The following is an 18,674-nucleotide window of genomic DNA, read 5'->3' as shown; positions in this document are numbered from 1 at the left end:
TTGTACCCCCGCTTTCCCAATAATTGTAGTAATGGGTAACACGATGGACACCCGAAAGGCCTCCTTGGACCGAGAATGGAGGCCACTCACAGATGAACATGATCGTCATCTGTCACGTGCAGAGGAGAGTTTTACTGCGTTTGAGGACGGCAACGCAGTGGATCCGCTCGCATTAGTTGGTGCGTACCGATCTGGAAAAACTCAACTTATATATCACCTTTTCAATGATTCCTGGGATCGCGGTATACCAGCCTTTTACATTGGAGATCCAGGAGAGATGCTAACACAGTTTAGCAATTCAGAAGAATCAAATCTTAATAAGTGGATCCAAGACCGAATCGATGAACAACTCACCGCCTACACAGAAAACAATCCAGATGGAATTAACTGGTTTCCAAATGTTGACACCGAATCAAAACAGGTGTTCGTGGAAAAGCATGCTGATGATGTCAACGTAGATGGAACTGTGAAGACTGCCCTCTTCTTTGACGAAGTTGAGCAATCCTACCAGGATTTCATCAAAGCAATGGACCAAGATGATGATAATCCTCTACGGAAAATCAACGATGGTCTTCAGGATTCGATCAAGATTTGGAGTTTCGGGATGATCTCTGCGTTCGAATTTATTGGTGAGGCAGATTGGGGGCGTATGCGCGAAATTCGGATTCCTCCACTTGAAGTCGATGATGTGCGAAATCTATTACAGGATCAACGTCCTGATGCAGTCGCCCTCGCAAATGTTATCTGGTGGCTCGCACGTGGTCGGACTGGACTGATAATTAAGCTAATCGATAATCTCCCTGAAGATGTTGATGCGGACGCCATTGATTGGCTCCGTAATCTAGCAGAAGAGAATTTCCGAGACACAAGTCCAATTAACAATCTCTGGACGGACTTGGACAGAGAAAACTGGGAGTCCGCAATTAATGCCCTTCTCTTCCTTGAGGGCGGATTGGATGAGTGGCAAGTCGATTACGAGAGTGGCTTAACGGTGACTAAATGCCAACACATTGCCATCAACATCCTCAAAGACGAGTATTCGTTCGACCAGACTGAAGACCATCAAGATGCTCTTGAGATCCTTGACCGCAACGTTAAGCGTGTATTCTCAGGTCTGGCAGTAACTGAGGAGGGGCTATTTCCTCCGGTCAGTTTGGGAGATGAAGACGAAGCAGACGCATTTTTGTCTCTCGTGAGCGACCTAACTGTCTCATTCGAGCCCGCAAGCTCTGCCCGTTCAATCGCTATAGAGGCTCTTGATGATGCTGAAGGAGTATTCCATACAGGCTGGCTGTCCGAAACGAGGGATGTGGATGAGGTAGATCGGTATGTCACCACTGCTGCCCCTCGAATTGTCCAGGGGGCATTTCCACCGATCGCGGTCAACCCAGAGCGTGTCTCCGAGCAGTCAACAGATAATCTTGAGGACGCAATGGAGCGAGGACTTTCAGTCCAAACTGGAATCCCCGCAAACGATTCCGTTAGTATTCAATTTTGTCCTACTATTGAGTCGTTTGAGGCGGAACTTACAGAGCTCACAAACAATTACGACATCACAGATCCAACAGTATTAGTTATTCCAGACGATGATGACTTCGAGTACTCCAGCTCAGATATTGATGTCTATACCCGGCATCATCTACTTAAAATTGAATCATATCAATCAAATCGATTTTGGACATTTATCGCAAATCTACATGGAAGATTAAAAGACGAAGATCTATCAGACCCTTATACAATTGATAAAAATAAGAAAGGTGATCTCCTAAACAAGTGCCAGGAAAGAGAAGTCCGAAACACGATTGAAACGCTCTATGATCAGCTTCGACAAGTCGCAATCGATCAAATTGAAACTCTTGAGACGACTTATCGAGAGACATACTCTCTTCCCAACACTAACACGCTTCTCTGGAATGAAGAGAGATTGAATGGGGAAAAGCCCTATTGGTCGAACGGAGAGTTCGTTGAATCGACGATTGCACTATCGTATCTTCTGCTCTTTGGTCCTGAGTACGAGCCGACTCGTGAGTATAGCAAGCTTTACAAACGACTAGAATACAGTATAAATCACGATCTTGTAGCTGGTAATAAAGGAGGTCTACAATTCAAGTCCTATTTTGATGATCTCTTCACACAAAGCGGCTACGGAGATAATATTAATGACGAACGTCTTCACTACGAAGTGAACAACGAGCTAGCCCCAGCAGTCAAACAGACTCGTGACACACTGACTGCCCTTGCAAATCTCAATGACGTTTCGATCATCATTGAGAAACTTGACGATCCAGATGTTGACCTACAAAACGGACAAGTACCAGTCGCCAGTGTTTCTGGACTCACCCATCTCGGCTACGGGTTGATTCGTGCGTTGCTGATTACTGGCTTGACTACAGGCGAAAATCCAGAAATAGACATCAAATCACGACTGCGGAACGTTATTTCTGATATCAATTCAGAACTCGCAACTATCGAGGACTACAAAGATCAAGTTGCAAATCGCAATAATACCCTGACATCACCTGACACAGTTAATGTTGGAACGTGGATAGATATTAAGGCAAGCAGGTTAGACCAATACGAGACGAATCTTACACAGGTGCGGACTGGTGTCGAAGATCTCATTGAAAAAGTTGACGCGGCCCCATCCGCTGGTTCAATCGCTTATCACTACTGGTTCCTACTTGATATCTATCTTGAGGATATCTCAGATCAGATCGATGACCTCGAATCACAGATAGCCACTGCAACTGTCAGTGATATCACCGATGCTGTCCGTCTCTTCGAGAGTGTTCACACAACTATTTCCGAAGAAGAATTTATTGATATCGCCTTCGAAAATCGGCAGAAGGCGTTGGGGCAGGTGGAAGACTACGGTGACCAGATCTTCGATTTAGAATCGCACATTGGTCATACTGAACTCAGTATCCCTGAAGACAATGATGATCTTGAGAAATTGAATAATATTGTCGGAGAACATATTACACACCTCTCATCCCTTGAAAGTGACTTAGAGACAATCAAAGCAGAGTCTGAGACGCTTGAGGAGGAATTGGACGAGTGCCGAAACGTACTCATAAGCCTCTTCGAAAAGAAGGAAACATCAGAGGTAGCCAATGACTGAAAACACACCAGCGATCGTTGAGGATGTCAGTGATCAGGCAGACTCGCTGTCTGATACCTTGGAGCGACTTTCTGAGTTCCGAGAGACCGTTACTACCTACCAAGAACGCGTTGAAAACATGGGTGAAAATGAACAGGACGCGTTCTATCAGAGTGCAAACCTACTCCGTAATGAAGCGGAGAAGGCAACAACCCCAGAAGAACTACTTGCGTTAGAAGATGATATTGAAGAAGCGGTCCGATCGCCGTTACAGCAGGTTGCAGAGGAATCCTTAGAAGCGCTTCTCGACCTTATCCAACCAAATATCAGTGAAGAAGTCCGTTCACAGACCTTCGAAAAACTCGAATCCAAAATTCCCCTTGAATTGGATCGGGCTAGAACTGCATATCTTGAAATATATAAAACAGTTGATGGTTTTTCAGAGACACTAAAAAATGTCCTTGCGGCGATCATTGAAAATGACTACTCTCTGCTACAATCTCCGGAGCAGGATCTCAAACCGACCATCAAACAACTTGAAACTCGACGAGATACACTCAAATCTCTGGAAACTGTCTTTGAAGGCAGTGGTGATTGGAGACCTTCTCTCGATTTCGTTAACATTCAAGAATTCTACTCTAATCGATCTACCGAAATTGAAATTTCAGAGGTAGAAAATAAGATTGAGAGTATCACTACTTCAGTGAACACTATCGAAGATGGGGGGATTCCAGTTGGAGATATTGTCAGCGAGAAATTGAAATCCTGGTACGAGACCGGTGACTTAGATCAACTGGTGTCGATACTCAGAGATATTGATGATGGGATTTCGTCAACAGCAGACAGCTACGAAGATGTCACTGAATCGATGGAGGAGTTAGAAGATTATGATTTAGACGGTGGAATGTTCCAAACCGAACTCGACGAACTTCAGTCTATGTACACCCAATTAGAATTGCATAGTTACTCTTCAGTTGGAGACCTTGAGGATTCAATTGAAGAACTATCCATTCAGATTGGTCAATTCCACACCCAACTCCATCAGCGGCTGAAAGCCCAGGTAGAACTCGTTGATAAACTGGATGTTGAGGAGTCAGAGTCGCCACCAGAAGTCCACCTCGGAACTGAGGATTCGGCACTGCTGCCAATGGATGTTAAAGATAATCCCGCACAGGCTCTCGATGACTGTAGTGCACTTCACGAGTGGATTACAACACATCTGAAAGCGGATTCGGAGACAGTCAATCAGGATCAACTGATCACTATTTGGCAGTCAATTAGTGGTGGTGATGAAGTCCAAGTCACTGAAGAGAACCGTGAAACTATCTTAACACTAGCAGATCGCTTACCATTGAGTGTGGTCCTCAGTGGTACGTGAAGCGGTCGTTTCGGAAATAAAATCAGTTCTTGAAGGACCAGTCAGTATCGACTGTGAACGACGGGGTTTTGAGCGCCGTCGCGGTGTCCCAGATTCAGTTTTTTGGGTGAAGCCAGCAGATGATCGTTTTGAATATAGACTACTACCGATCCTCGTTGAGTTAGAAGGTACCTTCGCAAATGCACTTGATGACTTTTCCAAATTCGCAAACCGATATGATGATACTGATTACCAGTATTCAGTGGAAGCCCCGGTTATTGGTGATTCCGCACCTGATAGATGTCTAAAACGAATGAAGTATGATGTTATTGGCATTCGTGCGAATTCGATTACTGATGATCACGACATAAAGGAGGAGAAGATGCACGATGCACTTTCATCTTGGTTCGATCGGTTCAAAGCCAATATACAGACTAGGGTTTCGGTGATCCGTCACCTTCCTCAGAAGGTCATCGAATGGCACCTCTCTTTCACCATGTTCGGACACAATTTCGAGACTGTCGTTCCATTTATTTTTTCTGAACGTGAATCGGTCAGTGATGAAACGATAGAACGACTCACAGTTCCATCACTCCCTGGTATTGTTGTCGTGAATAACAAGTACGATAGTCGGGATCACACAGAATTACAACACAAAACTGCTATCGAGTTCTCCGCAATCCATCCAATCAGATTCCGATGAATCGATAAATTCTAACTTATTGCATCTCTCTGTCGGTTTTAGCAGTTCAGGTCTGAAGCGGTACTAAATCTCGGTGACGAAACGAAATTGGTAGTTTCTCTCCAGACTCCGTATCACGAAGCGTGTACGAGTAGGCATCCAGCGGCCGCTCGGTCTCTGTCCCGAGATCGTCCACGACAATGTCGATGATCTCACACACCCTGCCGTGATGTCTTGTGTCGGGATCGTCAGGACCGACGTAGATCCGTACCTGATCACCGACGCAGTACGGCTCAGTTGAGGGTTGCGGGATGTATTCCATACAGGTAGTTAGAGTACGCAGCTGTATCACTCCACCGACCACACCCGCTCGTAAGCACGCTTACTGAGCAACTGAGAAGAGTTGTATGACACCCTCTTTAGTCTACTAGTAGCTTGATGGTTTGGTCCGGTTTGACGATCGTCGTCACTCGGCCGCGGTACTCCTCCCGGTCGGCGTCCTCGGCGATGACGGTGCAGTCGCCCGCGAGCACGCGGATCGCGTCGTCGATCATAGGGCGGTTGGCCGCGGGTTCCTACTTAAACTCGCGGACGGAGCCGCGATGGCGCAGCGCGAACTCGGTCGGAACGTCCCCAATTACTGTGGTTCGATATATAGTGTGTTATAGAATATTTGTGGGGGATATAGCATATAATATTACGCTTACGAAGATATTTGTAGGAGAGATTTGATTTCTCGATATGGTGCGCATGACAGGAGAACGAAGCGAAACGCGGCGAGCCGTCTTGCGTTCGGGGAGCGCCGTCGGTCTCACAGCGATGGCTGCAGGGTGTCTCGGGGATTTGGGGGGCTCCGGAAACGAGATCACGATGATCCTCACCCCCGCGGAGTCGGACGTCGATATTCAATCACAGTATCGACCGCTGATCGATCACATCGAGTCCGAAGTCGACGTGACGGTCTCCCTCGATCGGGCGAGCAGTTACGCGGCGACGCTGCAGGCGATTCGGAGCGATCGCGCACATCTCGCCGACACGTCCCCGTCGGCCGCCGTCGCTGGCAGCGACGTCGCCGACGTCGTGGGGGTACGCGTCGCCTACGGGGCCGCACAGTACTTCTCGCTGATCACGACGACGCCCGACAGCGGTATCGAGGAACTGTCCGATCTCGAGGGGGAGACCGTCGCGATGGGGTCACAGCTCTCCGTTTCGGGCACGCTCGTGCCGATGACGATGCTCAAGGACGCCGGACTGGACACCGGATCCGCACCCGACGGCGATCCGGTCGACTTCGAGTCCCGCCACTCGGATCACAGCACGGCGGCCGAACAACTGATCGAAAACCCGGACGTCGCGGTGGCGACCACGGGTGCGTTCTCGACGGCACCCAACGTCCCGCAGGAGCAGTTCGACGAGATGTCCGACGACTTCGTGGAACTCTCCTCGGAGTACGAGAACGCGGGTACCGCGGACGAGGAACTGCAGTTGCTGGCCGTCTCCGATCCGCTCCCGCGGGCCCCGATCATGGCCCGCTCGAACTGGGACGATCCGATTCGCGAGGACGTCGAGACGGCCATCCTCGAGGCCGAGGATCTCAGCCACGACGACGACTACGAGGGCGAGGAACTCTGGTTCTCCGACGTCGTCGAGGGGAGCCGCGAGGATTACGAACCCATTCAAAAAGTTCTCGACGAACTCGGGCTGGAATTCGAAGACATCTCGTAACGAGTTCGAGTTGCGCTCTCACTATCAATGAGTAATATCTCAGTCGAGAATCTCACGAAGCGCTACGGCGACACCGTCGCACTCGACGACGTTTCGTTCGAGGTTCCGGACGGCGAATTCGTCGTCGTGCTCGGCATCTCCGGATCGGGGAAATCGACGCTGTTGCGGTGCGTAAACGGCCTCACGAGTCCGACTGCTGGCACCGTGACGATCGACGACGACCGGATCACGAGCCCGCGGGACGATATCGCGATGATCTTCCAGAGCCACAACATCATCGGGCAGATGAGCGCGTACTCGAACGCGCTCACGGGGTCGATGGGCCGAAACGGGCTCTTCGACAGCCTCCTCCGGTTACAAGACCGCGATGAGAAGATCCGTGCGCTGGAGGCCCTCGAAACCGTCGGCCTCCTCGACGAGGCCCAGCAGCGGGCGCGGCAGATGAGCGGCGGCCAGCGACAGCGCGTCGGGATCGCTCGAGCGCTCGTCCAGCGGCCGAACGTCTTGCTCGCCGACGAACCGGTCGCCAGTCTGGATCCGGGCAGCGCACAGCAGGTGATGAACTATCTCCGGACTGCCGCCGCCGACCGCGGGCTGACCGCGATGGTGAGTCTCCATCAGATCAATCTCGCCCGGAAGTTCGGCCAGCGGTTTATCGGCCTTCGGGACGGGCGGAAGGTGTTCGACGGCTACCGCGAGGACCTCACCGTCGATGCGATCGACGAAATCTACGGCGACATCGACACCGAGGGGATGGTCGTGATCGCGGAGGACGACTCTCGCGGCGATAGTTCGTCCGCCCTCGAACGCGAGGGGGCCCTGTGATGAGCGGCGAAACCCCGTCCGGACGGGCGGACGACCCGTCCGACGTCGCCGGTCGACTCGAGCGAATCCGACAAGCCCGCCGCGTCCGAGCGATCGGGGCCACGGCGGTCGTCCTCGTCGTCGGCTTCCTCTTCGTCCAGGCGCTCAACGCGGTCGACTTCTTCACCGAGCGCTACCAGTGGGGCTTCTTCGTCGAATCGCTCCGGGATTTCTTCCCGGTCAGGCTGTACGGCGGCTGGTTCCCGTTCCTCGACGTCCAGCAGTACTGGGCGTTCATCGCCGAACGGAACCTCATCTTCGATCCGGCGAGCTTCCAGGCCCTCGTCACCGATCCGATCGGGTTCGTCTTCGGGGGCGGCCTCGGGATCTTCTCGGTGTTCGGGGAGGCAGGGATCACGCTGGCGATCGGCTTCGCCGGGACGATCCTGGGCTTTCCGCTCGCCCTCCTCTTCGGCGTGCTCGGCTCCGAGCGCGTGACCCCCTTCCCGTTTAATTTCCTGTTCCGCAGCACGATGTCGGGAATCCGGTCGATTCCGGCGCTGGTGTGGGCACTGATCTACATCCCGCTGGTCGGACTGACGCCGCTGGCAGCGTTGCTCGCCGTCGGAACCGACACGATCGGGAACCTCGGACGACTGTTCACCGACGAACTCGAGGAGATCGAGGACGGCCCGATCGAGGCGATGCAGACGACCGGCGCGAGCCGGCCGCAGGTCATCGTCTTCGGGATGCTGAGTCAGGTCCGGACGTCCTTCATCGCCTGGACGCTGTACATCCTCGAGATCAACGTGCGGGTCGCCGTCTCGCTGGGGATCATCGGTGCCGGCGGGCTCGGGGAGATCCTCGACATCCAACAGGGACTGTTCCAGTTCACCAACGCGATGGCGACGCTGCTGTGTATCTTTGTGCTGATCATCTCCGTCGAACTGTTCAGTCAGCGGATCCGCTCCCGGCTGCGGTCGGACGACGAGACGATGGGGCTGCGCGAGCTAATCCTCGGACTCCCCCAGCGGATCGTCGAGTCGCTCGCCCGCTGAGCCGCTCGATGACCGTCTACTCGCCGGAACCGGGCGTCGCGTCGCCGTCCAGCCGTCGCTCGTACTTCTCGACGGCCTCCTCGAGCGCCGCGCTCGCGTCGCTCTCGAGTGCGTCTGCGAGGGCCAGGAGCGCGAACAGGGCGTCGCCGAGTTCGTCGGTCGCGATCTCGAGGTCGGCCGGCGACTCGCCGTAGTCGGTCGAGGTGTTCGCGTCCTTCCCGAGTTCGCCCACCTCCGAGACGAGATCGAGGAGGCGGAACTCGGGCGGGGTCTCGAGGTCGTGTTCGTCGACGAAGTCGGCGACGGATCGTTGTTCGTCCATACCATCGACTATGCCAGTCTGGAAAAAATCACACGGAAGCGGATCGCTGTCGGCGTCCCTCGCTGATGGCGGCTGTCGGCCTCCGCGTCGACGATCGAAATACTCCGTCTCCGTACTCGTCTCGGCACCGTCCTGTCGGCGAAAATCACAATCGGCATATCGCTGGTTCGACTCGCTTTGGGGCATGGATGATTCACTCGCGACGATCGAACGGACGGCCATCGAGGCCTGCCGGACGGGTGGGGATTTCCTGCGGGACGCGTCCCGGTCCAAGGAGACGACCGCCGAGCGCCTCGAGCACGACGTGAAATCGAGCGCTGATACCGGCGCGGAGCGACGAATCCTCGACGTGATTCGCTCGCGGTTTCCGGACCACCGGATCGAGGCCGAGGAATCGGGGATCCACGAGGGACGCGGCGAGTACGAGTGGCTCGTCGATCCCCTCGACGGGACGAATAACTTCGAATCGGGATTGCCGTCGTTCGCGACGGCTATCACCGTCCTCGCCAATGACGAGCCCGTTCTCGGCGTTGTGTACGTGCCGCTACTCGACGACCTGTACGTAGGGCGGCGCAACGACGGCGTTCGGTACAACGGCCGTCCCGTCCGAGCCGAGAGCGACGCCGACCCGTCGACTGCGACCGTCGTCTCGGTGATCGGCCACGACGTGAAACGTAACGCCGAGTATCGATCCGTCTCGGCGTCGATCAACCGGGCGCTCGAGGACCGCTGCAAGCGCCGTCTGGAAAGCTGGAGCCCGACCGTCCACTGGGGACTCCTCGCGCGGGGGCAGTTGGACGGTATCGTCTGCTATCGACCGGACCGAGAGGAACAACTGCTGGGCGAACGGTTCGCGGCGGAGAGCGGGTCGCGGACCGAGTCGGGATCGAACTGGTTCGTCGGGGGCGCGAACGATTCGATCGTCGATTGTGTCTGCGAGATCGCGTCGGAATCCGTTCCGTCGTGACTCGGTTCCGATCGGCGGTCTCCGTTCGATTCGTCTCAAAAGCAGCTAAACGACTACGTGTTACTGAACATCGCTCGTGTTACTGACGCCGACTAACACACGCTTTCGAAATCGCGACGGCTCAAAACGGGCCGATACCGAGTGCAGCGAGTACCCAGATGGCGAGGACGATGGCGAGGGCGTTGAGGACGACCCGCCACGTCAACGCCAACAGGCCCCGCCCGAACACCAGTACGAGGATCACCAGGATCGCCGCCACGACGAGCAGCAGTGGCGAGCTGATCGGGCCGGCGAACAGCACCGCTGTGCTACCCATCATCCTGTGTCGTCTCCTCGTACTCGACCTTCGTCCCGCCCGCGACGGGCTGGAAGAGGTACTGTTCGGTCTGGCCTCGACGAACGGGCGTGAAATCGCCCACGAACGTCGTGGTCTGGTCCTCGCGGATCTCGAACCGGTGCTTGAACTGCAGTGGGGCATCGCCGGGCGTCCCGACGTTCGCCTCTCCCCCGTCCTCGAGCACGCCCTCGACGCCCGTCACATCGAGCTGGAGGAATTCGTACTCCCGGGCCTCGAGCTCGCTCTCGTCGACGAGCTGCGTGTTCCCGTTCTGCAGTTTTACGAGGTCCGCCTCCTGGGGGTCGTCGAACTCGTGGTACTCGCGCTCGTCACTTTCGTCGACGTCGGTTTCGTCCTGTTCGTCGACCGTCTCGTTACCATCTTGCTGATCGTCGGTTTCGTTGTCCGTGGAGTCCGATCCGTCGCCATCGGCGTCGTTACCGCTCGGTTTGACCCAGATTCCCTGGATCGTGACGACGCACGACTCAAAGTCGGCGATGTCTCCCGGCTGGTCCGTAACCTGCGTCGCGAGCGTCCCAGTCGTCGCGTTCGCGCCGGTACAGCCGGCCAATCCGATCGTTCCTGCCGTTGCGATGCCCGCCGTTTTGAGATACATCCGTCGGTTGAGTTCTGTCATGGGTTTGAATTCGTGTGATCTGTGATCGCTATTCGTCCGATGATGGACTCGGTGTCCGTTTCCGCGCGTTAGTCGTTCTGGGTCGCTGCGTCGTCGCCGCCGTTCTCACTGGACTCCTCCGTACTGTCGTCGAGCTGGAGGGCGCTCAGCGAGTCGCCGAGGGAATCGATCGATCCGTCGAGGAACGACTCGATAGTGCTGTGAATTTCGCTCACGTGATCAGCCGCCTGTTCGGGCAGCCCGTCAGCCGGCCCGACAGTATCGGACCGATCGTCAGCCGTGTCAGCGTTCTCGCTCGCGTTCGCTGCCTCGGACGTGTGGCCGTCTACATCGTTCGCGTTCGCCACATCCGCTTCGCCGCTAGTTGCGTTCGATACGTCCGCGGGTGTCGCCGCGCCGACGGCAGTCAGGCCGCCGATCAATACCAGTGCCGCCATCGCCGCCGTGAGTAGTTTCGTTCCGTTCATCACATCTGTTCCTTCTCGGACAACTACTTAATCCGGATAGTTGATATCGACGAGTTTCGCCGATTTGACCGCATTTACGCGGGTATACCGGCTCTCTGGAATTCGATCGGTGTTTCCGAACTCGAGCCGCGACGGACTCAGCAAAATTGGCTGTTGATCGACCACTATGCGCTCATGCAGTGACGAGACGTGCCGGTGCGACGGAGCCCGTCCACCGATCTCCCGGATCGGATCCGATCAGTCCTCTCGGCTCTCGAGGTGTGTCTAACTGTAACCGCGTGACTGCGGTACTCATCAGTCACGGCGAGCGGTTCGGAGCCCTCTCGATGGCGTTCTGCGGATGAGTCTACTCAGCAGGACCCGATCGGATCGATCTCTCCGGTGTCAGTCGACACAGACGTACGTTCGGGTCGCGCCGACTCCCTTGAGCGGCCGAATGGTGGTCGTCACCGTCTCGAGGAGGTCGCGGGGTTCGTCGCCTGTCAATTCGACCATCACGTCGAAGTCTCCCGTGATGACGTACGCCGCGGCGATACCCTCCGCATCGCGGAGGGTTTCGCACACCTCATCGGACGTTCCGGTCGCGGTGTCGATCATCGCATACGCGTCGACCATTTCTCACCGATCTACGTCGGCACGCGTCAAAAAACGAGAGTGCAATGGTGACTGCCGGAGAATATCCGTTCGGCGCTGCCACAGCGGTCATCACGCCGTTCGAATCATCTCGACCGCGTCCATGAGACCCTGTCGACAACTCGGGCAGAGCCGGTGGTCAACGGCGATCGAACGGACTGCTCTCGAGGCCCCAAGCGGACGGATCGCTCCGCCTCGAGGCAGACGGGTCGCGCTACGGCGACTCGTTTGCGTTCTCCGGCCCGCTGGCGCGACTATCGTCGGACCGGTTCTCGCCGGCGTTGTTCGGACCGTCGGGGCCGCGCTCGTTCCCGGCCGATCTGTCGGCACCGTTGCCGGCGATCGAGCGAGCGATCGCCGCGGTTTCGGGTCCGCCGAGGTCGCCGGCTCGCTCCCGCAGCGTTCGAATCGACTCGAGGTCGACGTTGCGCTCCGCGAGCGCTTCGGGGGGTAATTCGGCCGCGGCGGTCTCCGCCGTCGCGGCACGTCGCTCGAGGCTCCGCATCTCGGCGACGGTCGTCGCGACTTCGGCGCGATAGCGCCCCTCGCTGATCTCCCCGCTCTCGCGGGACTCGTTGAGGTCCGCGAGTCGCTCCTCGAGTTCCGTCATGCGCGCGTCGGTCTCGTTGACCCCCGCGGCGACGACGGCGGCTTTCGTCCGGTTCGACTCGGCGTTCGCGATTCTGGCACCGAAGGCTCGTTCCGAGACGTCGCCCTCGATCTCGGCGTTCTGAACGCCAACGGCGGCGGCGAATCGCTCGCCTGGTCTGATCGACTCGTTGCCCGCGTCGGAGTCGGTCTCCCCTTGCGCTCCACCGCTCGAGACGACGCTCGCCGCGGCGAGGGGGACCGCGATCGTCGCGACGACGAGTATCGCTGCCAGCGTGATCGACGTGATTCGATTCATTGGTGAGTGATCGGTTCGTTCGGTGATAGACACGCGAGACGGTGACTTGGATTCATCGACGGTTGCTCCGATTCAACGCCGTTTTCGATCCGTTGCCGTCCGGCGGTTTCGCCGATTTCCACGATTTCGACGGATTCGGTGCTGCCGATGGATCCGATTCGTCGCGCGGTCGGCTTCGAGTCATTTCGCCCCGTCACCGCTGGTCTCGTTCGTCCTCTCGTCGTCCGCGTCGGGGAGGGAGAGCACGTTCTCGCGACCGAGGCGGAACGACTCGAGTTTCTCGTCTTCGCGGAGGCCGCTGACGACCTTGCTGGTCTTCGCGTCGGTCCAGCCGAGTTCCTCGACGACCGCCTGCTGTTTCATCCGGCCGCCCCGCTCCTCGACGAGTCGGAGGACCTGTTCCTCGTTGCTGAGTAGCTCCGTGTCGGGCGCGCCGGTCGCGCTCGCATCCGCCGACTCGTCGGCCGTCGCCGACACCGACGCGGTTCCCGAACCGCCGGTCGGTTCGGTTCCGGCATCGGAATCCGAATCGAGAGCGTCGTCTCCCCCGGCCGGCTGCGCCGTTGTCGACTCGCGGGTGCGGTACCACCGCACGCCGGCGACGGCGAGCCCGCCGACGACGACCGCAGCGATCGCCATCGCGGCCGCGCTCGGACCGGTTCCCGCGGCGGTCGCGACGACTCGCGGTTCGCCGGAGACGAAGTCGGTCTCGCCGCCCCGCCAGATCACGGCCCGCTCGCGCTCGTCGTCCGGATCGGGCGTGACCGACGTTCGCTCGTAGCCGTCCGGCCACTCGACTAACAATCGCGTCCCGTCGTCGAGGTAGAGCCCCTCGATCGCGTCGCCCGCGCGGAGTTCGTCGCCCTCGACGGCGGCGAACCCGTCCCAGCGGAAGGTGTATCGGACGACGCCGTACTCGCGCGCGAGGGACTGGCGCGCGGTCGTCACGTCGAACCCGTCGGCGGACATCTCGCGGCCCGTCGCGTTGCTCGCCGTCGAAACGGTCTCGTTCATCCGATCGGCGAACGACTGTGTGTGATTCGCGGGATCGGTCCGAATCTCGTCCCGCAGCGATTCGAACGCCGTCGTGCTCTCCTCGTCGTCGAGCCGAACCCAGAACTCGAGGGTCCACTCGGCGGTGCCGTTCGGCCGGAGCGCAACGTCCATTCGGACCTCGTCCGCATCGATCCGGTCCTGCTGAACCGCGAACGGACTCGATTGGCGCTGCCCGGCGGTCGCGGCTCCGGTAACGGTGGCGACCGGTCCCGCTGCGACGAGAAGGACCGCGATGACCACGGCAGTCACGCCGACGCGAACGTTCATACGAGTCGGTACTTGCCACCTCGGTTAAAACATACGGAAGTCGGAGAACCGGCCCGAGTGGCACGCTTCCGACATTGAAGGACGGATTCGGTCTGAAAAAGACAGCGGTCTGTCACTCGGTTGCGTCGTTCGACCCGGCCGCATCACCGCCGGGGATGAGGCTCCGAACGACCTCGCCGAGCGACTCGACGGCACCGCTAACGAACTCAGTTATCGTCTCAAGGATGTCGCCGACGAACTCCGGGACCGGATCCGGCAGATCGTTCGGGGGACCGTCGGCCGGCTGTGCCGTCGCAGCGCCCGTCGCGCCGACGAGGAGTGTAGCCGCAACTGCGATCGCGAGTATCGTTTGCTTCTGCATCACGGTGGGTTCGAGGCGTCTTACCGCCTTGAACCGGGCAGTCCGTGACCCCGATTTAACTCGATTTGCGCCGACTATCGACCGTTTCGACCGGCCGCGGACCGCTATGCGCCGGGAACGCCGAACGCGCCGACGCTGAGCCGGAAGACGGCGTTGAGCACGAAGAGGATCGCGAGCGCGGCGATCCAGGCGATAAAGCCGATGGCCGCGGCCGTCCCCCAGCCGCCGGGGTACCGCCAGTTGATCACCCAGACCCAGGCGATCAGCGCGAGTATCGGGCCGAGCAGCGGTACCCAGGAGGTCAGTGCCCACGCGATGGCGCCGAGGAGGGCCGTCACGACCGCGTGCGAGTAGTCGTCGACGTCGACGATGAACCGCGCGCTGGCGAAGATCGCCAGTCCGCCGACGAGCAGTGCGACCAGGAAGGCAACGACCGATCCGATGACGGCGACCATAGACCCCACTTCCACGGCCGGCCAATTATAACGATGCCATCGGCTATCGCCACTCTCGTGCCGAGACGAACGGCACCGCTCGAGCCCCACGGCTGCGACGGATTTCGCCGCCGCCGCGGCTGTGCTCGGATCCGGTCACAGCAATCGGGCGTTCGGAAACGCCAGCAGGGGTAGGGTGAAGGTGCGGATGAGGTGGAGGGGAGCGCCAGCGGGACGGCTCGGTGGAGGAAAGCGCCAGCGGGGAATCCGATGGAAGACCGTCAGCGGGACTGCATCGGTGGCGGAAAGCGCCAGCGGGGGCGCGGTTCAGGTACCCGGCACGCCGAGTGCCGAGACCGAGCCGATGCCGACTATCTCGAGGGTCGCGAGGACGACCACTGCGGCCGCCCAGGTCGCGACGCCGACACCGGCGGTCCGGAGCCAGCCGAGCCGGTAGCGTCGCTTGACGATCGCGACCCAGGTGACGAGCGCCAACGCGCCGCCGATCAGCGGGATCGGCTCGAGGAGGGCCCAGGCCAGCGCGCCGAGCAGCGCGGTCAGCACCGCGTGGGCGTAGTCTCGACCGTCGGCGAGGACGTGGGTGCCGGCGTGGAGGGCCACGCCGCCGACCAGCAGGCTGACGACGAACGTCAGCAGCCGATCCTCGAGACCGATCGCCGCCGGCAGAGCTGGTGTGGGCATGGGGTATCAGTTACGCGTCGGTCTGGTCGTCGCTATCGGTCGACTCGGTCTGGTCGTCGTCGGTCTGCTCGGTGTCGTCTTCGTCAACTTGCGAGTCGTCTTCGTCGGCGTGCGACTCGTCGTCCGCGTCGGTATCGTCGCTGTCATCGGCATCGTCAGCCTCGTCGCTTTCATCGGCGTTGTCGGCGTCACCGTCCTCGCCTGCGTTCTCGTCGTCGTCCGGCGTCACGGCGCTGATCGCGTCGCCCAGCGAGCCGTCGAGGTCACCGCTCAGGAACGACGAAATCCGGTCGTGGATCGCGGAGACGTGATCAGGAACCTGCTCGGGGAGATCGGCGTTCGGCCCCTGTCCGTTCCCGGTATCCGAGCTGCTGCCGGCCGCGGCTCCGTTCTCGCTTCGATCCTCGTTTCCGTTCGCGCGGTCGTCCGAGGCGTGTTCGTTCGCGTGCTGTTCGTCCGCTCCGTCCGCCTCCGTATCAACGGAAACGGGTGCGTTTCCGGGTGCTGCAGCGGCGAAGCCGGTCGCCGCGATCAGTACTGCGCAGGTGACTGCGATGAGCGTCGTTCGGTTCATAGCGCATCCGACTCTCGGTGGTTCGATCGACTTGAAGGGGGGTCGCCGTAAACCCGATTTTCGAGCGTTTGAACCCATTTGACGGACGTTTTCGTCGGTTTGTGGGCCGTTCAACGCCGATCGATCGGGGTTGCGACGACCGACGGTCAGTGGGTCGGGACTGCGGTGAACGACGGGGCGAACCGGGACGGTAACGCGGTCGTGCGCGCTCGACGGCGACGCACCGTTCGTCAGGTCGGTCGCGCTCGAGACTAAACCCCGTACGCCAACCGGCCGGCCGAAGCACTCGAGGTCGATTACGACACCGTTCGACACCACCTCGAGATGCTCGAGGGCATTTTTCGAACTCCGACGCGACTCCGTTCGAAGTCGGTTGGAACTCCGTTCGGATCCCGCTCGACTCCCCGCAAACTGCGTCGAAACTCCGTTCAAAATTCGGCGTGCCGTCGTGCGGTTTCCGCCGTCACCCCGCCGCGGCGTCCCGTCGAGCACGATGGGTCACAGGCAAGGAATGCGCCGGGCGCAACGGGTTTCCCCACCGATCGCGACGCTCACCTATGGCCGAGACGACCGCTGAAATCGTGCTGTTCGACGGCTTCGACGAACTCGACGCGATCGGACCCTACGAGGTCCTCGAGAACGGGGCTCGGGCCGGCGCGTCCCTCGAGACGCGGCTGGTGACGCTCACGGAGACCGATCTCGTGACGGCGAGTCACGGGCTGCGCGTCGAGCCCGACGGGACGCTCGGAGAGCCGGACATCCTGCTCGTTCCCGGCGGCGGCTGGACCACCGATGGCGGCGTCCGGGCCGCGGTCGAAGACGGGGCCCTTCCCACGGCCGTCGGCGAGCGAGCCGCGACTGGTTCGACGATCGCGTCGGTCTGTACCGGGGCGATGGTGCTGGCCGAAGGGGGCGTCCTCGAGGGGCGACCCGCGACGACTCACGCCGTCGCAAAGGGCGATCTCAAAGGGTACGCCGCCGACGTTCACGACGCGCGCGTGGTGGACGACGGCGACGTGCTCACCGCCGGCGGCGTGACCGCGGGGATCGATCTGGCGCTGTGGCTGCTCGAGCGCGAGTTCGGCGCGGCGATCGCCGAGGCGGTCGAGACGGAGATGGAACACGAACGGCGCGTCGAGGTCGTCCGCTGACCGCCCGGCCCGATGCCTGCCAAACGGCTATACGGGGCGATCGAATAGCCGGCCGTACATGACTGCTGTCTTGTTCGATATGGACGGTGTGCTGGTCGATAGCGAGGACTACTGGGTCGAGTTCGAGCGCGAGGATATTTTTCCCGCGACCGTTCCCGACGAGAAGGTCGACCTCGCCGAAACGAGCGGGATGAACTTCCGCGAGATCTACGACTACCTCGACGAGGAGTACGATGCGACCATCTCCCGCGAGGAGTTCGTCCAGCGGTTCACCGAGGCCGCCGAGGAGATCTACACCGAGCGCGTCGAACTCTTGGACGGCCTCCACGACTTCCTCGCCGAACTCGACGATCGCGGCGTCCCGACGGCGCTCGTCTCCTCGTCGCCCCACGACTGGATCGGCATGGTCACAGAGCGCTTCGACCTCGAGGGCGAGTTCGATCGCGTCATCAGCGCCGACGACATCGACGCGGCGAGCAAGCCGGCCCCCGACGTCTTCGAGTACGCCGCCGACGAACTCGGCGTCCCCGCCGCGGACTGTGTCGTCGTCGAAGACTCGGCGAACGGGATCGAGGCGGCCGCTCGAGCGGGGACGACCGTGATCGCCTATCGGATCGACGCCCACGGGGATATCGACCGCTCGCCCGCCGACGAGATCGTGGACTCGCCGGCCGAGATTCGGGAGCGCGTCCTCGCGTTGACTGCGGGAGAGTAACCGCTCCGAAGTCGGTCCCATGACAATTCGTGGCGAACCGTTATCCGACTGCTCGCGGCGAGAGCCGGTATGGACTGTGCCTTCTGCGAGTCCCCGGTCGAGTTCAACCAGCACAAGATGGCACATCGGATCTTCGAGCTCTCGAACCCGGAGAACAAGTGGTGGCTCTGTCGCGACTGTGCCGAGATCCGAACCCAGGGACACAAGACCGAGGGGCCCTACGGCGAGCGGAGCACGTGTATCGACTGCGATTCGGAGGTGGCGTACGGCATCGCACTGTTGAAGAAAACCGCCCGCGGGGACGCGGTGACCGACGGGACCGTCTTCCAGGTCCTCTGCGAAACGCACTTCAACGACCGAACGGCCGAGGGGATCGCGTGACCGCTCGAGCGGCCGTCGACCGCTCCCGTTTCGCCCT

Annotated in this window: 22 protein-coding genes and 1 pseudogene; 10 read left to right on the top strand and 13 right to left on the bottom strand. The window is 59.3% G+C overall.

Going from position 1 to position 18,674, the window contains the following annotated elements; all coding sequences use genetic code 11:
* The first annotated feature begins 31 nt into the window (after positions 1 to 31).
* From LDH66_RS21270 to LDH66_RS21260, 3 genes are read left to right on the top strand one after another with little or no spacing between them, the layout of a single operon-like run.
* Positions 32 to 3,121 carry a hypothetical protein gene (locus LDH66_RS21270; protein ID WP_226483088.1) on the top strand — a complete coding sequence of 1,030 codons (3,090 nt, stop codon included), beginning with the start codon at positions 32 to 34 and terminating at the stop codon, positions 3,119 to 3,121.
* On the top strand, positions 3,114 to 4,478 hold the full coding sequence (locus LDH66_RS21265; RefSeq protein WP_226483087.1) for a hypothetical protein: 1,365 nt from the start codon (positions 3,114 to 3,116) through the stop codon (positions 4,476 to 4,478). The genes LDH66_RS21270 and LDH66_RS21265 overlap by 8 nt, the downstream gene beginning before the upstream one ends.
* Complete coding sequence (locus LDH66_RS21260) at positions 4,468 to 5,160, top strand: hypothetical protein (RefSeq protein ID WP_226483086.1); 693 nt, start codon at positions 4,468 to 4,470, stop codon at positions 5,158 to 5,160. The genes LDH66_RS21265 and LDH66_RS21260 overlap by 11 nt, the downstream gene beginning before the upstream one ends.
* A 46-nt stretch (positions 5,161 to 5,206) precedes the next feature.
* On the opposite strand, the gene LDH66_RS21255 is transcribed toward LDH66_RS21260, so the two are convergent.
* Both LDH66_RS21255 and LDH66_RS21250 read right to left on the bottom strand, forming a co-directional pair.
* Positions 5,207 to 5,461, bottom strand: a complete 255-nt coding sequence (locus tag LDH66_RS21255; RefSeq protein WP_226483085.1) for a DUF8139 family protein — start codon at positions 5,459 to 5,461, stop codon at positions 5,207 to 5,209.
* A 115-nt stretch (positions 5,462 to 5,576) separates the two neighbouring features.
* Positions 5,577 to 5,693 (bottom strand): annotated as a pseudogene (locus LDH66_RS21250) (DUF91 domain-containing protein); the annotation flags it as partial.
* A gap of 187 nt (positions 5,694 to 5,880) precedes the next feature.
* Here LDH66_RS21250 and LDH66_RS21245 point away from each other — a divergent pair.
* From LDH66_RS21245 to phnE, 3 genes are read left to right on the top strand one after another with little or no spacing between them, the layout of a single operon-like run.
* Positions 5,881 to 6,864, top strand: coding sequence for a PhnD/SsuA/transferrin family substrate-binding protein (locus LDH66_RS21245; RefSeq protein WP_425492988.1), 984 nt, complete (start codon positions 5,881 to 5,883; stop codon positions 6,862 to 6,864).
* A gap of 27 nt (positions 6,865 to 6,891) precedes the next feature.
* On the top strand, positions 6,892 to 7,689 hold the full coding sequence (locus LDH66_RS21240) for a phosphonate ABC transporter ATP-binding protein (RefSeq protein ID WP_226483083.1): 798 nt from the start codon (positions 6,892 to 6,894) through the stop codon (positions 7,687 to 7,689).
* Complete coding sequence (gene phnE / locus LDH66_RS21235) at positions 7,689 to 8,726, top strand: phosphonate ABC transporter, permease protein PhnE (protein WP_226483082.1); 1,038 nt, start codon at positions 7,689 to 7,691, stop codon at positions 8,724 to 8,726. Before LDH66_RS21240 ends, phnE begins: the two co-directional genes overlap by 1 nt.
* 16 nt (positions 8,727 to 8,742) lie before the next feature.
* Here phnE and LDH66_RS21230 read toward each other — a convergent pair whose 3' ends face one another.
* On the bottom strand, positions 8,743 to 9,048 hold the full coding sequence (locus LDH66_RS21230) for a MazG-like family protein (protein WP_226483081.1): 306 nt from the start codon (positions 9,046 to 9,048) through the stop codon (positions 8,743 to 8,745).
* A 184-nt stretch (positions 9,049 to 9,232) separates the two neighbouring features.
* Here LDH66_RS21230 and LDH66_RS21225 point away from each other — a divergent pair, with 184 nt between their 5' ends.
* Positions 9,233 to 10,015, top strand: coding sequence for an inositol monophosphatase family protein (locus tag LDH66_RS21225; protein ID WP_226483080.1), 783 nt, complete (start codon positions 9,233 to 9,235; stop codon positions 10,013 to 10,015).
* A 121-nt stretch (positions 10,016 to 10,136) separates the two neighbouring features.
* Here the strand turns inward: LDH66_RS21225 and LDH66_RS21220 are convergent, their stop codons facing one another.
* The 10 genes from LDH66_RS21220 to LDH66_RS21175 all read right to left on the bottom strand — a co-directional run bounded on the left by LDH66_RS21220 (position 10,137) and on the right by LDH66_RS21175 (position 16,390).
* The gene (locus tag LDH66_RS21220) at positions 10,137 to 10,334 is read right to left on the bottom strand and encodes a hypothetical protein (protein WP_226483079.1); all 198 of its coding nucleotides are present in this window, start codon (positions 10,332 to 10,334) and stop codon (positions 10,137 to 10,139) included.
* Positions 10,324 to 10,989 (bottom strand): DUF4382 domain-containing protein, encoded by a 666-nt coding sequence (locus LDH66_RS21215; protein WP_226483078.1) that lies wholly within the window; start codon positions 10,987 to 10,989, stop codon positions 10,324 to 10,326. The genes LDH66_RS21220 and LDH66_RS21215 overlap by 11 nt, the downstream gene beginning before the upstream one ends.
* A 68-nt stretch (positions 10,990 to 11,057) precedes the next feature.
* The gene (locus tag LDH66_RS21210) at positions 11,058 to 11,456 is read right to left on the bottom strand and encodes a hypothetical protein (protein WP_226483077.1); all 399 of its coding nucleotides are present in this window, start codon (positions 11,454 to 11,456) and stop codon (positions 11,058 to 11,060) included.
* Between the two features lie 384 nt (positions 11,457 to 11,840).
* Complete coding sequence (locus LDH66_RS21205; RefSeq protein ID WP_226483076.1) at positions 11,841 to 12,071, bottom strand: Lrp/AsnC ligand binding domain-containing protein; 231 nt, start codon at positions 12,069 to 12,071, stop codon at positions 11,841 to 11,843.
* Between the two features lie 232 nt (positions 12,072 to 12,303).
* A complete protein-coding gene (locus tag LDH66_RS21200) occupies positions 12,304 to 12,996 on the bottom strand; it encodes a hypothetical protein (RefSeq protein WP_226483075.1) in 693 nt (230 codons plus the stop codon).
* 180 nt (positions 12,997 to 13,176) lie between these two features.
* Entirely contained in the window at positions 13,177 to 14,319 is a 1,143-nt protein-coding gene (locus LDH66_RS21195) for a DUF7345 domain-containing protein (RefSeq protein ID WP_226483074.1), read from the bottom strand.
* A gap of 112 nt (positions 14,320 to 14,431) precedes the next feature.
* Complete coding sequence (locus LDH66_RS21190) at positions 14,432 to 14,680, bottom strand: hypothetical protein (protein ID WP_226483161.1); 249 nt, start codon at positions 14,678 to 14,680, stop codon at positions 14,432 to 14,434.
* Between the two features lie 104 nt (positions 14,681 to 14,784).
* Positions 14,785 to 15,135 carry a hypothetical protein gene (locus tag LDH66_RS21185; RefSeq protein ID WP_226483073.1) on the bottom strand — a complete coding sequence of 117 codons (351 nt, stop codon included), beginning with the start codon at positions 15,133 to 15,135 and terminating at the stop codon, positions 14,785 to 14,787.
* Positions 15,136 to 15,441: 306 nt separating this feature from the next.
* Positions 15,442 to 15,816, bottom strand: coding sequence for a hypothetical protein (locus LDH66_RS21180; protein WP_226483072.1), 375 nt, complete (start codon positions 15,814 to 15,816; stop codon positions 15,442 to 15,444).
* Positions 15,817 to 15,826: 10 nt separating this feature from the next.
* Positions 15,827 to 16,390, bottom strand: a complete 564-nt coding sequence (locus tag LDH66_RS21175; protein WP_226483071.1) for a hypothetical protein — start codon at positions 16,388 to 16,390, stop codon at positions 15,827 to 15,829.
* Between the two features lie 557 nt (positions 16,391 to 16,947).
* On the opposite strand from LDH66_RS21175, the gene LDH66_RS21170 reads away from it, so the two are divergent.
* The 3 genes from LDH66_RS21170 (at position 16,948) to LDH66_RS21160 (ending at position 18,637) form a co-directional block, all read left to right on the top strand.
* The gene (locus LDH66_RS21170) at positions 16,948 to 17,541 is read left to right on the top strand and encodes a DJ-1/PfpI family protein (RefSeq protein ID WP_226483070.1); all 594 of its coding nucleotides are present in this window, start codon (positions 16,948 to 16,950) and stop codon (positions 17,539 to 17,541) included.
* Positions 17,542 to 17,599: 58 nt separating this feature from the next.
* Positions 17,600 to 18,256 (top strand): HAD family hydrolase, encoded by a 657-nt coding sequence (locus LDH66_RS21165; RefSeq protein WP_226483069.1) that lies wholly within the window; start codon positions 17,600 to 17,602, stop codon positions 18,254 to 18,256.
* A gap of 69 nt (positions 18,257 to 18,325) precedes the next feature.
* Positions 18,326 to 18,637, top strand: a complete 312-nt coding sequence (locus LDH66_RS21160) for a hypothetical protein (protein ID WP_226483068.1) — start codon at positions 18,326 to 18,328, stop codon at positions 18,635 to 18,637.
* Positions 18,638 to 18,674: the final 37 nt, after the last annotated feature.

It is taken from the genome of Natrinema amylolyticum, assembly GCF_020515625.1.
Taxonomy (GTDB): Archaea; Halobacteriota; Halobacteria; order Halobacteriales; family Natrialbaceae; genus Natrinema; species Natrinema amylolyticum.
The sequence above is the reverse complement of the archived record's forward strand: the minus strand, read 5'-3'. Positions and strand labels throughout refer to the sequence as shown.

Excerpts from the sequence above, each read along its gene's own strand:
- LDH66_RS21270 (WP_226483088.1), top strand. The coding sequence starts at position 32 with ATGGGTAACACGATGGACACCCGAAAGGCCTCCTTGGACCGAGAATGG.
- LDH66_RS21215 (WP_226483078.1), bottom strand. The coding sequence starts at position 10,989 with ATGACAGAACTCAACCGACGGATGTATCTCAAAACGGCGGGCATCGCA.
- LDH66_RS21220 (WP_226483079.1), bottom strand. The coding sequence starts at position 10,334 with ATGATGGGTAGCACAGCGGTGCTGTTCGCCGGCCCGATCAGCTCGCCA.
- LDH66_RS21225 (WP_226483080.1), top strand. The coding sequence starts at position 9,233 with ATGGATGATTCACTCGCGACGATCGAACGGACGGCCATCGAGGCCTGC.
- LDH66_RS21245 (WP_425492988.1), top strand. The coding sequence starts at position 5,881 with ATGGTGCGCATGACAGGAGAACGAAGCGAAACGCGGCGAGCCGTCTTG.
- LDH66_RS21210 (WP_226483077.1), bottom strand. The coding sequence starts at position 11,456 with ATGAACGGAACGAAACTACTCACGGCGGCGATGGCGGCACTGGTATTG.
- LDH66_RS21265 (WP_226483087.1), top strand. The coding sequence starts at position 3,114 with ATGACTGAAAACACACCAGCGATCGTTGAGGATGTCAGTGATCAGGCA.
- LDH66_RS21255 (WP_226483085.1), bottom strand. The coding sequence starts at position 5,461 with ATGGAATACATCCCGCAACCCTCAACTGAGCCGTACTGCGTCGGTGAT.
- LDH66_RS21180 (WP_226483072.1), bottom strand. The coding sequence starts at position 15,816 with ATGCCCACACCAGCTCTGCCGGCGGCGATCGGTCTCGAGGATCGGCTG.
- LDH66_RS21165 (WP_226483069.1), top strand. The coding sequence starts at position 17,600 with ATGACTGCTGTCTTGTTCGATATGGACGGTGTGCTGGTCGATAGCGAG.
- LDH66_RS21185 (WP_226483073.1), bottom strand. The coding sequence starts at position 15,135 with ATGGTCGCCGTCATCGGATCGGTCGTTGCCTTCCTGGTCGCACTGCTC.
- LDH66_RS21230 (WP_226483081.1), bottom strand. The coding sequence starts at position 9,048 with ATGGACGAACAACGATCCGTCGCCGACTTCGTCGACGAACACGACCTC.
- LDH66_RS21175 (WP_226483071.1), bottom strand. The coding sequence starts at position 16,390 with ATGAACCGAACGACGCTCATCGCAGTCACCTGCGCAGTACTGATCGCG.
- phnE (WP_226483082.1), top strand. The coding sequence starts at position 7,689 with ATGAGCGGCGAAACCCCGTCCGGACGGGCGGACGACCCGTCCGACGTC.
- LDH66_RS21240 (WP_226483083.1), top strand. The coding sequence starts at position 6,892 with ATGAGTAATATCTCAGTCGAGAATCTCACGAAGCGCTACGGCGACACC.
- LDH66_RS21205 (WP_226483076.1), bottom strand. The coding sequence starts at position 12,071 with ATGGTCGACGCGTATGCGATGATCGACACCGCGACCGGAACGTCCGAT.
- LDH66_RS21195 (WP_226483074.1), bottom strand. The coding sequence starts at position 14,319 with ATGAACGTTCGCGTCGGCGTGACTGCCGTGGTCATCGCGGTCCTTCTC.
- LDH66_RS21170 (WP_226483070.1), top strand. The coding sequence starts at position 16,948 with ATGGCCGAGACGACCGCTGAAATCGTGCTGTTCGACGGCTTCGACGAA.
- LDH66_RS21160 (WP_226483068.1), top strand. The coding sequence starts at position 18,326 with ATGGACTGTGCCTTCTGCGAGTCCCCGGTCGAGTTCAACCAGCACAAG.
- LDH66_RS21200 (WP_226483075.1), bottom strand. The coding sequence starts at position 12,996 with ATGAATCGAATCACGTCGATCACGCTGGCAGCGATACTCGTCGTCGCG.
- LDH66_RS21190 (WP_226483161.1), bottom strand. The coding sequence starts at position 14,680 with ATGCAGAAGCAAACGATACTCGCGATCGCAGTTGCGGCTACACTCCTC.